12 protein-coding genes are annotated in these 14,232 nt (G+C 71.8%); 1 reads left to right on the top strand and 11 read right to left on the bottom strand.

Features of this window, described 5'->3' with window-relative positions:
- Nucleotides 1-12 precede the first annotated feature (12 nt).
- The gene (locus VGO20_RS14655) at nucleotides 13-732 is read right to left on the bottom strand and encodes a sugar transferase (protein WP_327503108.1); all 720 of its coding nucleotides are present in this window, start codon (nucleotides 730-732) and stop codon (nucleotides 13-15) included.
- 508 nt (nucleotides 733-1,240) lie between these two features.
- Between VGO20_RS14655 and VGO20_RS14650 the strand changes: the two genes are divergently transcribed.
- A complete protein-coding gene (locus VGO20_RS14650; protein ID WP_327503107.1) occupies nucleotides 1,241-2,455 on the top strand; it encodes a glycosyltransferase family 4 protein in 1,215 nt (404 codons plus the stop codon).
- A gap of 27 nt (nucleotides 2,456-2,482) precedes the next feature.
- Here the strand turns inward: VGO20_RS14650 and VGO20_RS14645 are convergent, their stop codons facing one another.
- The 10 genes from VGO20_RS14645 to VGO20_RS14600 all read right to left on the bottom strand — a co-directional run bounded on the left by VGO20_RS14645 (nucleotide 2,483) and on the right by VGO20_RS14600 (nucleotide 13,799).
- Nucleotides 2,483-3,502: a glycosyltransferase family 2 protein gene (locus tag VGO20_RS14645; protein ID WP_327503106.1), complete on the bottom strand. Its 1,020-nt coding sequence runs from the start codon at nucleotides 3,500-3,502 to the stop codon at nucleotides 2,483-2,485.
- 351 nt (nucleotides 3,503-3,853) lie between these two features.
- On the bottom strand, nucleotides 3,854-4,300 hold the full coding sequence (locus VGO20_RS14640; protein ID WP_327503105.1) for a hypothetical protein: 447 nt from the start codon (nucleotides 4,298-4,300) through the stop codon (nucleotides 3,854-3,856).
- 117 nt (nucleotides 4,301-4,417) lie between these two features.
- A complete protein-coding gene (locus tag VGO20_RS14635; protein ID WP_327503104.1) occupies nucleotides 4,418-5,308 on the bottom strand; it encodes a ribose-phosphate diphosphokinase in 891 nt (296 codons plus the stop codon).
- Between the two features lie 214 nt (nucleotides 5,309-5,522).
- A complete protein-coding gene (locus VGO20_RS14630) occupies nucleotides 5,523-6,197 on the bottom strand; it encodes a VOC family protein (RefSeq protein ID WP_327503103.1) in 675 nt (224 codons plus the stop codon).
- 26 nt (nucleotides 6,198-6,223) lie between these two features.
- Entirely contained in the window at nucleotides 6,224-7,198 is a 975-nt protein-coding gene (locus VGO20_RS14625) for a branched-chain amino acid ABC transporter permease (protein ID WP_327503102.1), read from the bottom strand.
- Nucleotides 7,199-7,202: 4 nt separating this feature from the next.
- On the bottom strand, nucleotides 7,203-8,090 hold the full coding sequence (locus VGO20_RS14620; protein ID WP_327503101.1) for a branched-chain amino acid ABC transporter permease: 888 nt from the start codon (nucleotides 8,088-8,090) through the stop codon (nucleotides 7,203-7,205).
- 42 nt (nucleotides 8,091-8,132) lie between these two features.
- Nucleotides 8,133-9,344, bottom strand: a complete 1,212-nt coding sequence (locus tag VGO20_RS14615; RefSeq protein ID WP_327503100.1) for an ABC transporter substrate-binding protein — start codon at nucleotides 9,342-9,344, stop codon at nucleotides 8,133-8,135.
- A gap of 56 nt (nucleotides 9,345-9,400) precedes the next feature.
- Nucleotides 9,401-10,123 (bottom strand): ABC transporter ATP-binding protein, encoded by a 723-nt coding sequence (locus tag VGO20_RS14610; RefSeq protein WP_327503099.1) that lies wholly within the window; start codon nucleotides 10,121-10,123, stop codon nucleotides 9,401-9,403.
- On the bottom strand, nucleotides 10,116-10,871 hold the full coding sequence (locus VGO20_RS14605; RefSeq protein WP_327503098.1) for an ABC transporter ATP-binding protein: 756 nt from the start codon (nucleotides 10,869-10,871) through the stop codon (nucleotides 10,116-10,118). Before VGO20_RS14605 ends, VGO20_RS14610 begins: the two co-directional genes overlap by 8 nt.
- Nucleotides 10,872-11,189: 318 nt before the next feature.
- Complete coding sequence (locus tag VGO20_RS14600) at nucleotides 11,190-13,799, bottom strand: winged helix-turn-helix domain-containing protein (RefSeq protein ID WP_327503097.1); 2,610 nt, start codon at nucleotides 13,797-13,799, stop codon at nucleotides 11,190-11,192.
- Nucleotides 13,800-14,232: the final 433 nt, after the last annotated feature.

Genomic DNA, 14,232 nt, shown 5'->3' with positions numbered 1-14,232 from the left:
GCCTCCCCGGGCTCAGCAGGCGCCGTCACGCGTCAGGATCACGCGGACCGTCCTGATCAGGATCGCCAGGTCGAGGCGCAGCGAGACGTTGCGGGCATACTCGCTGTCGAGCTGGACGCGGCGGCCGTAATCGATGCCGCTACGCCCGCTGACCTGCCACAGGCCGGTGATCCCCGGCCGGCAGGACAGGTAATCGGAGGCCAGCGCCCCGTAGCGCGCGATCTCCTGGTGGGTGATCGGCCGCGGACCGACCAGGCTCATCTCCCCGCGCAGCACGTTGATCAGCTGCGGCAGCTCGTCGAAGCTGGTGACGCGCAGGAAATGCCCGAGCCGCGTCACCCGCGGGTCGTCGGACAGCTTCTGGCTGCGCTGCCATTCGATCCGCGCCACGGGGTCCCGGGCGAGCAGCGCGTCCAGCCTCTGCTGGGCGTCTACGACCATGGTGCGCAGCTTCAGGCACATGAAGACGCGCCCGTCGCGGCCGATGCGGGGATGCCTGAACAGGGCCGGCCCTCCGTCCTGCCGGACCAGCCAGCCTATGATCAGCAGAGCCGGCAGAAAGAACGCGAGCAGAAGCGAAGCGCCGACGATGTCCATGAGACGCTTGGCGGCAGCATAGAAAGAGAACTCCGTGCCGACAGCGTCCCGCCGATCCACCGCCTCGTCCGGCAGCAGGTCCACGAAGACGCCCGGGGATCGATGCCCGGCGCCGTTTTCGATGTTATCTACCATACTAGCCCTTCAGCAGTCATACGCCATTGACGCGGCCGCCTCGTTGCGGACCGCGCAAACATGGGACCACCAACAGCCAAAGTTCCGGGTAGTTCGGTGGTGACCGTTCTTGTCCCATAGATTCGTGGGACACTCCGGGAAACGGTAGTGTTTAAGGGCATTAAATCTGTTTCCTGGCAGTTACCCGTCCGCCGCTGCCGCTTCTCCGGGCAGCGGGCCGGACGCTCGGGACCAGATATTTCGGGAGTACCCGGGGCGGCCCACCCGCTCCGGATAACACCGGCCGAAGCGGAAGGCATGCCCCCGGAGGGGTGTACCGATGGCACATAGGGATGCGTGCACCCCTTTCTATCGAGACGAGGCGAACCTGACGTCGTTACCTCAACTCTTCCCTTCCAATCACCCGTACGCCTTCAGCGCACCGTGCCGGGCTGCGCTAGGCTTGGGTTGTTCCTCTCGCGCCCACGCCCGATCCCGTGACGCGGCGCAACCTTTCCGGTAGGAGAGCATGACCGATTTAGCCCAACGCCGCCTCCTGATCGTCATGGCCGGAAGGCAGTACATGAAGCAGAAGACCTTCGGCGAGAACGAGCCGAGGCCCCGCTTCGACTATGGCGAGCTCGCCCAGACGATGGCCCGCGACGGCGGCTGGACGGTGGAGGTGGTGGACGCCACGACCGTCGAGACCGCCCCGTCGCCGGTGCTGCGCGCGGCGGGCCGGCTGCTGGGGACGGACGCGGCGCTGGCGCTGCGGGCGATCGCCGCGCGGCGGCGCTACGACGCGGTGGTGACGGTGGGCGACCAGCTCGCGGTGTGGCTGGCGGTCGGGCAGCGGTTCCTCGGGGAACGCCGCCCGCACCTGACGACCCTGATCGGCGTCGCCAACGCCAAGAAGCGCCTCCTGCACGCCCTCACGGGGTTCGCCGACACGCTGGGCCTCGTCCTCGTCCATACCGAGTCGGAGCGCCGCACCGCGGCGACGACGTTCGGCATCCCGGCCGACCGGGTCGCCCTGGTGCCGCTGCAGGTCGACCAGCAGTGGTACCGGCCGAGCCCCCGCCCGCCCGAACGCCCGACCGTCGGCGCCGCCGGCGTCGAGTTCAGGGACTACCCGACGCTGGTCGAGGCCGCGGCCGGGCTGCCGGGCGTGCGCTTCCTGGTCAACCCGCAGTCGCCATGGTCGCGCAAGGACCCGGGCATCACCGCGGACGGGCTGCCCGCCAACGTGGAGCTGCGGCAGCTCGAGGTCGACGGCATCCGCGACTTCTACGACGAGCTGACGGCCGTCGCCGTGCCGCTGCACGAGAACGACACCGCCGCCGGGCTGACCGCCGTGCTGCAGGGCATGGCCATGGGCAAGCCGGTGATCTGCACCCGCACGTCCGGGCGCGCGTCCGTGATCACCGACGGGGTGAACGGGCTGCTGGTCGATCCGGGGGACGTCGCGGGCTGGCGGCGGGCCATATCGGCGGTCACCGCCGACCCCACCTTCGCCGCCCGCCTCGGCGCCGAAGGCCGGCGCTGGATCGAGCGGCATGCCTCGATGGAGCATTGGGTCGCGCGCATGCGCGAGCACATCGAGGCCATGGGCTCCGCCAGCCGGCGGGTCCCTTCCGCCCAGAGCCCGTTCGCCGGCGAGGCCGCGGCACGCCCGCTGCCGACCGGAGACGGCGCCTTCCACGCCGGCGCCCCCCAGGCGACCGTCCGGTCGCGTTTCGAATAGAGCGGCTTTCCGCCGCGCGGGAGAGCCTCAGCTCCCGTGGATCCTGCGGTATTCCTCGACCGACCGGCCGAAGGCGAAGCCGATCATACCGGCGCCGCGTGCCGCCGTGTAGACCCGGGCCAGGGCCCGGCCGGGCCGCCGGGGCGCGGCGAGTGCTGCGGCCGCCGCCAGCGCCGCCCCGGCCGCCATCCTGGCGACGCCCTCGGCCGCCAGGCGCGCCCGGCCCGATCCCGCCTTCGCGCGGACGAAGGCGTCGGTGTTGCCGGTGCGGTACCAGCGGCGCAGCAGCCAGGCCAAGCGCAGGCGGCTTTCGGGCACGGTCTCGGGGACGATCGCCAAGCGCGCGTAGACGATCGAATGCCCGGCCGCCCGCATCTGCGCGAACAGCAGCGTGTCCTCGCCGCCGGTCAGCGCCAGGGCCTCGTCGAAGCGGAACCCGTCCGGCCCGCCGACCAGCGGCGTCCTGACCAGCACGTTGCCGCTGATGCACAGCCGCGCGGGCTCGCCGTCGCCGGGCTCCGTCCCGTTGAGGCCGCCGCCCAGGCAGGCGTAGAACCCGCCGTCGACCGCCCATGCCGGCGCCGGCACGGCGAACCGGGGCAGGACCGGGCCGACCACCGCCGCGGCGCCGGTCGCGAGCGCGACCCGCAGCAGTGCCGCCAGCCAGTCCGGCGACGGCGTCTCGTCGTCGTCGATGAAGGCGATGAAGTCCGCGTGGCGGCGCGCATGGTCCAGCCCGGCGTTGCGCGCGAAGGAGATGCCCCGGCGCGGCTCGGCCAGCCAGACGAGCGGCAGCCCGCACCGGGCGCGGGCCTCCTCGGCCAGGCCCGGGGGAGACCCGGCGGGGTCGTTGTCGACCACCGCGACCTCGACCGCGACGCCCGCGGGGATGCGCAGGCCGGCGAGGCCCGCCATCAGGGCGAGCAGCCCCTGGGGCCGGCCGCAGGTCGCCACGCAGACGCAGACCCGCACCCGCCCGCCGGAGGCAGGGAGGGTGACGGCGGTTTCCGGCTGAACTGCGACGGCAGCGTCCAGGGCGGCATCCAAGGCAGGCGTCTCCGATCGGTTTCGCTGTCGTCCCGTCCCGGAAGTTAGGGCCGCGCGGGGCCGCCGGTCCAGGCACCCGGAGCATGAGCGGCCCGAGGAAACGAACTACTCCTGTCCTGGCGGATTAATCGCTCCTTTCGTATGGCAGGAACGACTTGGCTGCTTTATGCTGACTCCAGTCGAGACCATGGGAACTACGTTCGGATGTCGATCTGCAGCCTCCGGATACGCGCCTTCTTTCTCACGGCTGCCACTCTTGCCAGCTGGGTCGTCGCGCTTGCCCCGGTCGCGGCGCTGCTGGCGGGACGCTGACGGCGGGAAACTGCCGGCGGAAACCTGCCGGAACGGCCTTCAGACCATCGGGTCGCCGGCGGCCGGCCGGTCCGACAGCAGTTCGACCTCCCCGCCGCCGGCCTCCAGGAGCCGGTACCCGTCGTCGCGCTCCACCTCGAAGGCGAGCGTGAACACCTTTTCCGAGCCGGGCGCCACCGCCTCGAACCGGTCGAAGCTCAGCGGCAGCACCCAGCGCTTCCAGCTCGCCTCGACGGCGCCGTGCTCGGAATGGACGACCTTGGGCGGCTTGACCACCGCGACGGCAGTCCCGTCGTTGCGGACCGCCAGGCGGACGACGAGGAAGGCATCCTCGGTCTCGTAGACGACGTCCCGGAACTCGAGCCGGTCCTGCCAGTCCACCTCGACGATCCGGTAGACGATGCTGCCCGCCCGCAACTCGGTCGCCCCCGCCGCGGAAGCGGACGAAACGACGGCCAGCAGCAACGAGAACAGGAAGCGACGCATCTCACCCTCGACAGTTATCCGGACCCTTCCGAACGAAGATAGGGCTGCTCCGCCGGCCTTGCTCTTCGGCAGTCGGGTTCCGTGCATACGCGAATGCGCTACCGCGGCCGGATAGGATCAGGCGCCGTCGCGCAGGGCCTCGGCGATCAGGGACGCGAGCGGGATGCGGTTGGAGGCATGGGGAACCCCGTCGCAGGACGCGACGGCGCCGATGCCGGCGGCCCGCATGGCCGCCTCGGCGGCGGCGTCGTGCAGGGCGTGCACGGCGACCACCCCGACCGAGGCGGCGCCGCGCGCCCGCAGGGCCCGGGCGCAGTCGAGCACGGTGTGGCCGGAGCTGATGACGTCGTCCACGACCAGGGTCGGCCGGCCGGCGGGATCGGGGGCGTCCGGCAGCGTCACGGTGACGTCGCGGTCGCCGCGGCGCTCCTTGCGCGCGACCGCCCAGTCGAGGCCGAGCGGCCCGGCGATCGCGGCGACGAGCGGCTCGGACTCCTCGTCCGGCCCGACGACGAGCGTGTCCGGCGCGGTATCGCCGGCCTCGAGGTGGCGGCGGATCGGCCCGGCGCCGGACACCGCGACGGCGCGTGCGGCCGGAAAGACGGCGGCGAGGTCGCCGGTCCGGTGCAGATGGGGCTCGACCACGACCACGGTGTCGAAGGCGGCGGCGAGCAGGTCGCCGACCACGCGCTGGCTGACCGGCTCGCCCGGCCGGAACACCGCGTCCTGGCGCATGTAGGGCATGTAGGGGGCGACGAGGCACAGCGTCTCGGCACCGCCGCGCCGCAGCACGGAGGCGGCGAGCAGGATCTCCACCAGCTTGTCGTTCGGGCGGTGCAGCGGGCGGTACAGGACCGGCCGCCGGACCGGCTCGGGCAGGCGCACCAGGCTCTCGCCGTCGGGGAAGCGGTGCAGCTCGGCGACGTGGAACGGCACGCCGAGCTCGTCGGCGAGCCGCCGCGCGCCTTCTGCGCATTCGGGAAAGGCGTAGACGCCGGTCCAGCTCATTTCGCCTCCAGGGCCATCGGTGGTCATCAGTCGGCGAGGGCGCGGCCAAGCCGGTCGAGCAGCGCGTCGCGGGCCGCGGCGTGGAAGCTGAGCGATAGGGTCACGGCGCGCATCTGCGATCTGGTTCCATCCGGAAGGGCTGTCCCCGGAACAATGCGGTCAACCCTTCGGCGGGGTCAACGGCGGCGGCGCGGGACGGCCGCCGCCCGGGCGCTCATCCGACCGAGAAGCCGGCGACCGCGAAGCCGGGCAGCGCCAGGCGCAACGGCGCGCCGCCGCCGGCGCGCGCCGGGGAGAGGCGCATGGACCAGGCCGAAGCGCCGGTCGCGACCGTCAGCAGCCCCGCCCTCTCCAGCGCCGCCAGCGCCGGCGCGGGCCGGACGCCGGCCGGCACGTCGAGATGGACCGCACCCATCCCCGCGAGCCCGGCCGCGGCCTGCCGCATCCCGGCCCGGCCGTCGGTCCAGGCGTCCGGGCGGCTCGTCCCCGGGGAGCGGAACAGGAAGGGCTGGGCGGGGTCGGCGCTGGCCTCGGCGACCGGGATCGCCATGTCGGCCGGCAGGAACGGCGCGCGGTAGTCCCAGGTCGCGAACGGCATCGGCCCGGCCCCGCGCAGGGCGATGCCGAAGGGGCAGGCCCCGGTCCGCTCCCAGGCGGCGCGCTCCGCCAGCCGGGTCGGCGCGACCGCGGGCGAGGCGAGCTCGTCCGGGTCGACGACCCACAGCAATTCGAGATAGGCGTCGTCGAAGCAGTAGCAGACGTTGCCCGTCCCCTGCCCGGGATGCGCGCGCCGGAAGCTCTCGCGCAGGCCGGCGGCCTCCAGGGCCGCCGCCTCGGGAGCGCCCGGCCGGGTGAAGACGAAGACGTGGTCGATTTCGAGCCCGGTCACGGCGCGCTCCGGCCCCGCCCTCCGCCTCAGTTCCTCTTCGCGCCCATCAGGCGCAGCGCCTCGCCGACGATGCCGCGGCGGAACAGCAGCACGCAGACGACGAAGATCGCGCCGGTCACCACCGTGACCGGAAGCTGGGTCCCGGCGAGATAGTTCTGCAGGGTGACGACCAGCGCCGCGCCGACCACCGGGCCGAACAGCGTCCCCATGCCGCCCAGCAGGGTCATCAGCACGACCTCGCCCGACATCTGCCACTGGACGTCGGTCAGCGACGCGAGCTGGAAGACCAGCGCCTTGGTGCCGCCGGCGAGCCCCGCCAGCGCCGCCGACATCACGAAGGCCATCAGCTTGTAGCGGTCGACCTTGTAGCCGAGCGAGACGGCCCGCGCCTCGTTCTCGCGGATCGCCTTCAGCACCTGGCCGAACGGCGATTCGACCGTGCGCCAGATCAGGGCGAAGCCGAACAGGAACACCGCCAGCACGAAGTAGTACATGTTGAGGGGGACGTAGAGATCGATCAGGCCCAGCAGGTGGCCGCGCGGCACCGCCTGGATGCCGTCCTCGCCGCCCGTGAACGGCGCCTGCAGGGCCACGAAGAAGACCATCTGCGACAGGGCCAGCGTGACCATCGCGAAATAGATGCCCTGGCGCCGGATCGCGATGAAGCCGAACACCAGGCCCATCAGGGTCGCCGACGCGACGCCGAGCAGGATCGCCAGCTCGGGCGTCAGGCCCCATACCTTCGCCGCGTGCGCGGTGACGTAGGCGGCCCCGCCGAAGAACGCGGCATGGCCGAAGGACAGCAGCCCGACATAGCCGATCAGCAGGTTGAACGCGCAGGCGAAGAGGGCGAAGCACAGCAGCTTCATCAGGAACACGGGATACAGCACGAAGGGCGCCGCGATCGCCACGGCCAGCCCCAGGACGATCAGGGCATTGCGCGCCGTCGGGTTGATCGTGTCCTGGCGCAGGGTGCCTGCGGTCTGGGTGTTTGTCGCCATGGGTTCACCTTTCGCGCCCGAACAGTCCGGCGGGCTTGATCAACAGCACGATGGCCATGACCACGAAGATCACGATGTTGGACGCCTCGGGATAGAACACCTTGGTCAGCCCCTCGAGGATGCCCAGCCCAAAGCCCGTGAGAATGGCGCCGAGGATCGATCCCATGCCCCCGATCACGACGACCGCGAAGACGACGATGATCAGGTTCGATCCCATCAGCGGGTTGACCTGGTAGATCGGCGCCGCCAGCACGCCTGCGAACCCCGCGAGCGCCACGCCGAACCCGTAGGTCAGCGTGATCATCACCGGCACGTTGATGCCGAAGGCCTGCACCAGGACCGGGTTCTCGGTCGCGGCGCGCAGATACGCGCCGAGCCGGGTCCGCTCGATCGCGTACCAGGTCGCGAGGCAGATCAACAGGGAGGCGACGATGACCCAGCCCCGGTAGTTCGGCAGGAACATGAAGCCGAGGTTCTGGCCGCCCTGGAGCAGCGCCGGTATCGGGTAGGGCTGGCCCGAGACGCCGTAGACCTGGCGGAAGACGCCCTCGATGATGAGGGCGAGGCCGAAGGTCAGCAGGAGGCCGTAGAGGTGGTCCAGCTTGTAGAGCCGGGACAGCATCGTCTTCTCGAGCACGATGCCGAACGCGCCCACCGCCAGCGGGGCCAGCAGCAGCGACCACCAGTAGCCGATCCCGGCATACTGGCCCAGGAGGTAGGCCGCGAAGGCGCCCAGCATGTACTGGGCGCCATGCGCGAAGTTGATCACGTTGAGCATGCCGAAGATGACGGCCAGGCCCAGGCTCAACAGGGCGTAGAACGACCCGTTGATCAGACCCAGCAGAAGTTGGCCGAACAGGACCTGGGGCGGCACCCCCAGCAGCTCGAACATGAGGCCTCCTTACACTCTCGCGCGGACCTTGGAAGCGGCCGTTCAGTTCACGAGCGCGCAGCCGCTGTCGGCCGGGGCGAGGAACGCCTGGTCCGCCGGCATCGTGCTGACGATCTCGTAGTAGTCCCAGGGGCCCTGGGATTCCGACGGCTTCTTGACGCGGGCCAGATACATGTCGTGGACCATCCGGCCGTTCGGCAGGATCTTGCCGTCGCTGGCGAACATGTCGTTGACCGGCATCTCGCGCATCTTCGCCGAGACGGCGTCGGCATCGTCGGTCCCGGCGTCCTTGACCGCCTGGAGGTAATGGCGGACGGCCGAGTAGACGCCGGCGTGCACCATGGTCGGCTTGGAGCCGTGCAGGCTCTCGAACTTCGCCGACCATTCACGCGTCGCGTCGTCGCGGTCCCAGTAGAAGCCGGTCGTCAGCATCAGGTCCTGCGCCGCTTCCAGGCCGAGGGCATGGACGTCGGTGATGAAGAGCAGCAGCCCGGCGAGGTTCTGGCCGGCCTGGGTGATGCCGAACTCGGAGGCCTGCTTGATCGCGTTGGTGGTGTCGGAGCCCGCGTTCGCGAGGCCGATCACGTCGGCGCCCGAGCCCTGCGCCTGGAGCAGGAAGGACGAGAAGTCGGCGGTGCCGAGCGGATGGCGGACCGTGCCGGCGACCTCGCCGCCGAGCGACTGCACCATCTTCGTCGTTTCGTTCTCGAGCGAGTGCCCGAAGGCGTAGTCGGCAGTGAGGAAGAACCACTTCTCATTGCCCTGCTCGTACATGGCGCGGCCGGTGCCGGCGGCCATCGCGTAGTTGTCGTAGGTCCAATGGAAGCCGTAGGGCGAGCAGGCCTTGCCCGTCAGGTCGGTGCTGCCCGGGCCCGACATCAGGAGGATGTGCTTGCGATCGCGCATGATCTCCTGCACCGCCAGCGCGGCGGCCGAGTTCGGCACGTCGGCGACGACGTCGACATTGTCGGTATCGACCCACTGGCGGGCCGTGTTGGCGGCGATGTCGGCCTTGTTCTGGTGGTCGCCGACCACGATCTCGATCGGGGCGCCGGCGATGTTGCCGCCGAACTCCTCGGCGGCCATGCGGGCCGCGACCGCCGATCCCTCGCCGGACAGGTCGGCGTAGATGCCGGAGCGGTCGTTCAGGACGCCGATCCGGACGGCGTCGTTCGAGATCTGCGCGGAGGCGCTGCCGGCGGCACCCGCGCCGATCGCGATCGCCGTACCGGCGAGCAGAAACGTCTTGAGCATCGTGAGGGTCTCCCTATCTTACTTCTGGTTGTATAACCCACGTTCTTCCCGGGGGATCATACCCCGAGATACTCGTGCAGCTTGTCCATGTTGGCGTCGAGCTGCTCGTTGGGGATCATGTCGACGATGTGGCCTTCCTCCATCACGTAGTGACGGTCGGCGATGGTCGCCGCGAAACGGAAGTTCTGCTCTACCAGCAGGATCGTGAACCCGCTCTTCTTCAGCTCCCGGACGACCCGGCCGATCTGCTGGATGATGACCGGCGCCAGCCCTTCCGTCGGCTCGTCGAGCAGGAGGAAGTTGGCGCCCGTGCGCAGGATGCGGGCGATCGCGAGCATCTGCTGCTCGCCGCCGGACAGGCGCGTACCCTGGCTGCGGCGGCGTTCGAGCAGGTTGGGGAAGAGGCGGTAGATGTCGTCGACCGGCATGCCGCCTTCCCGCACCTGCGGGGGCAGCATCAGGTTCTCCTCGACGTTGAGGCTGGAGAAGATGCCCCGCTCCTCCGGCACGTAGCCGATGCCGAGGCGCGCGATCTTGTGCGAGGGCGCGCCGACCAGCTCCTGCCCCTGGTAGAGGATCGAGCCGGTGCGCCGGCCGACGATCCCCATGATCGAGCGCATGGTCGTCGACTTGCCGGCGCCGTTGCGCCCGAGCAGGGTCACCACCTCGCCCTGGCGGACCTCCAGGCCGACGCCGTGGAGGACGTGGCTCTCGCCGTAGAAGGCGTGGAGGTCCCGTATCTCGAGCATCGCCGTCGTCGCAGCACCGCCCTCAGGCATGTCCCGTCCCCATGTAGGCTTCCATCACCTGCGGGTCCTTGGAGACCTGCTCGTAGGGTCCTTCCGCGAGGATCTCCCCGCGGCGCAGGACGGTGATCGTGTCGGAGAGGTCGGCGACGACCGAGAGGTTGTGCTCGACCATCAGGACGGTCCGGTTGGCCGAGACCCGCAGGATCAGGGCGGAGGTCCGGTCGATGTCCTCGTGGCCCATGCCGGCCATCGGCTCGTCCAGCAGCATCAGCTCGGGATCGAGCGCCAGGGTCGTCGCGATCTCCAGCGCGCGCTTGCGGCCGTAGGGCAGCTCGGTCGCCGGCAGGGCCGCGTAGTCGGCGAGGTTCACCGCCTCCAGCAGCTCCATCGCGCGGTCGTGGAGACCGTGGAGCGCGCGTTCCGGGCGCCAGAAGTCGTAGTTGCCGCCGCGGGTCCGCTGCAGGGCGACGCGCACGTTCTCCAGCACGGAGAGATGCGGGAACACAGCCGAGATCTGGAACGAGCGGACGATCCCCTTGCGCGCGACGTCGGCCGGCTTGGTCCCGGTGATGTCCTCGCCCTTGTAGAGGATGGTGCCGCTGGTCGGGATCAGGAACTTGGTGAGCAGGTTGAAGACCGTGGTCTTGCCTGCCCCGTTGGGGCCGATCAGGGCGTGGATGGTGCCGCGGCGGACCCTCAGGTCGACGTCCCGGACCGCGACGAATCCCTTGAATTCCTTGGTCAGGCCCCGCGTCTCGAGGATGATGTCCTCGCTCATACGGGCATACCTCCCGGCTTCCGGCGACCGCCGGACCCAAGCTTCTGGCGACGATGGAGCCGCGGCGCCGCGCGGCGCGGGGTCAGCACGCGCGCACCGGGCCGCCGGCCGCGGCCCGCGGAACATGCCTGAGACGGCCCCACGGGTGGATCGAAACGGATACCAAGCGCCCCTCCCACGTTCCTTCCGCCAATGCTGTCGCCGGCGGATTATCATATTGTTGTTGCCGCAGGTTAGCGGCTCTTCACGATCCGGTCACCCCTCGAAAGGGGGGAAAACCACAAAATACCGCATATCCCCGTTCCGCTCGGGGCCCGCTCACGAGATGACGCCGAGTTCGCGCCCGCGCGCGACGGCGCTCGTCCTCGTCTCGACCTCCAGCTTGGTGTAGAGCCGCTTCAGGTACCACTTCACCGTCTCCTCGGAGACCTGGAGACGCTCGCCGATCTCCCGGTTCCGCAGGCCTTCCGACACGAGGCGGAGGATCTGGACCTCCCGATGGTGGAGGCCGGCGGCCGGCTCAGCACCCGCCCCGCCGTCCCGGGCCGCCAGGCGGGCCTGGAGGCGCCGCGCCCGGCCGCCCAGCTCGCCGTCGCCCGCCAGCAGCCCGAGCAGGGGCTCGATCCCGTCGCCCGCCGTCACGAAGGCGCGCGGCACCGGATCGCCGCTGCCGAGGCGCAGCGCGTGGCCGAGCTTGCGCACCGCGCGTTCGGGGTCGCCGAGCTCCCGCCACGCCGCCGCCTGCAGCACCAGGAACTCGACCGCGTGGCGCACGCGCCCGGCGGCCCCGGCGCTGCGCAGGGCCGGGACGCTCAGGCGCAGCAGCTCCGCGTGCTGGCCGCCGGCGAGCATCAGGCGCAGCCGCTCGACCAGCCAGGCCTCGTGCCGCTCCGGGAAGACGCCGTCGTCGCGCGCCGGCGTCCCCGCCGCGCGGCCTGCCGCCGCAGGGCCGGGAACGGGGCCGGGAGCAAAAACGCCGCGGTCGGAAGCGAAGCGCATCGCCGCGAGGTCGGCGCGGAAGCCGACGCGGACGACGTCGTGCCGGTCCGCCAGCCGGCGCGCGTCGGCCAGCACGGCGTCCGCCTCCTGCTCCCGGCCGAGCGCGTGCAGCGCGCGGGCCCGCTCGACCAGGGCGACGCCCAGGAAGCCGTAGGCCTGGGTCGCCTCCAGGACCGCCACGGCGGCGTCCAACTCGACCAGGGCGTCGGCGGGGCGCAGGCCGTCCAGGTGCAGCACGGCCGCGGCGACGCGCAGGAAGCCGCAGCCGGTCGCATCCAGCCAGCCGCGCTCGCGCGAGACCGCCAGCGCGTCGCCGACGACGGCCTCGGCGGCGTCGGACCGGCCGGCGAGCCGTTCGATCGTCGCCTGGTTGAAGCGCGCGAGCTGGAAGACCAGGGAGGCGCCCACCCGGGCCGCGCGGCCGGCCGGCCGGCGGCACAGCGCCGCCGCACGCTCCAGGTCGCCGGCACCGCGGGCGGCGTAGCCGAGCATCACCTCGGCGAAGGCGTGCAGGACGGGGTCGTCCTCGCCGAAGGAGCCGAGGATGGAGGGATCGAGGCCGTCGGCCACGGGATCGTCGGTCTGGATGATGCCGAGCGTGGCGTCCAGCACCCGCAGCTCGGCATCCACCCGGACGCGGCGCGGCGTCCCGGCGGCGCCGGCGAGTGCCGCGCGCGCGGCGGTCATCCCCGCCCGCGCGGCCCGGAACTCCCCGAGATAGGCCAGCGACCAGGCATGGAGCGCGCACAGCTCCGGCCGGGCGCGGACGGCGGCCTGGGGCAGCCGCTCGATCCAGGAGCGGAGCTGGCGGAAGTCCGGCTGGCGGAACAGCTCGCGCCCCTCGGCGACCAGAAGCTCGGCCGCGCGGTCGTACCAGCGGCCGGCGATGGCATGGCGGAGCGCGTCCGGCACGCTGCCCGCCTCCTCGTGCCAGCGGCTCGCGCGCAGGTGCAGGGCGGTCTCCGCCTCCGGCTCCTCGACCGCGAGGCGGCGGCGCAGGAAGTCAGTGACCAGGGCGGGGCGGCGCCAGACGTCGCCGTCGCGCGACACGAACGCGCCCGCCCGCTCCAGCGCCTCCAGCGTGCCGACCGCGTCCGCCTGCCCGGTCAGCGCCGCACAGGCCGGCCCCGACAGCACGTCGAGCGGGCTGGTGCGCAGCAGGAAGCGCCAGTGCCCGTCCGGCAGGCAGGGGCGGACCTGCTCGCACAGGTACTCCGCCACCTCGGGCCGGTCGCCGGAGAAGGCGTCCGCCGGCGTGCCGGCGGCGAGCGCGCGGGTCGCCAGCGCGAGGCCGGCGGCCCAGCCGTCGATGCGGCCGGCCAGCAGCGCCGCGGTGCCGGGCGCCAGGCCGGGCACGGCCTCCTCCAGCCAGGCTTGCGCCTCCGCGTCGGTGAAGCGCAGGCGGTCCCAGCCGATCTCCAGCAGCCCGCCGCCGACGCGCAGGCGCGCGAGCGGCAGCGGCGGGGCGCCCCGCGAGCCGAGCGCCAGGAGCGAGCCCGCCGGCAGGTAGCGCGCGAGCAGGTCGAGGATCGATCGCAGTTCCGGCGAGGCGGCGTGGTGGCAGTCGTCGACGAACAACGCGAGCGGCCGGACCTCCATCCGCCGGACCAGCCCTTCGGCGACGCCGCCCGCGTCGCCGGCCGCAAAGCCGAGCACCGCCGATGAGGCACGGAGGAAGCGGGCCGGATCGGCGTCCGACGGGTCGAGCGTCAGCCACGCCACGTCCATGCCGCGCGCGCGCAGTGCTGCGTGCCAGCGGGCCAGCACCGTGGTCTTGCCGGAACCGGCCGGGCCGGAGACGACGGCGATCCGCACCGCGCCCGGGACGCCGGGCGGCAGGTCGAGCCGGGGGCGGTCGAGAAGCGGACAGGCGGGAGGCGGAGGCGCCGCCTTCGCGGCGAAGGTCCAGGACCGGTCCCGTTCGTTCATCCGGCGGCCGCGGCTCGTGACGGTGTGGCGCCGGCGGGTCGGCCGGCGCTGGGCAAGGATCATAGGAGTGGCGGCATCGCGGGGTCAACCGGCCGCGGGATGAACGGACTTTCCCTATCGCGTGCAACGGAAAAAGGGGCAGCACCCCGCAAGCCCTCACCCTCTCGGCCGTTGGCCGGGCCCCCCTCTCCCGTTGCATGGGAGAGGGGATTTTCAATCGGATTGGGGCGGCCGGTTCCGGTATCTTCGCGGCTCCCCCGGACCAGCGAGAGGCCTTCATGCTGAACGATGCGCAGATCCAGCAGTTCATCGATGCCGGCTACGTCAGGATCGACGGGGCCTTCCCGCGCGGGCTGGCGGACGAGGCCCGGGCCGTCTTGTGGCGGGACACGGGATGCGATCCGGACGACCCGTCCACCTGGACGAGGCCGGC

It is taken from the genome of Arenibaculum sp. (assembly GCF_035998295.1).
Classification (GTDB): domain Bacteria; phylum Pseudomonadota; class Alphaproteobacteria; order Azospirillales; family Azospirillaceae; genus DASYHS01.
This window is presented reverse-complemented; position numbering and strand designations above follow the sequence as displayed.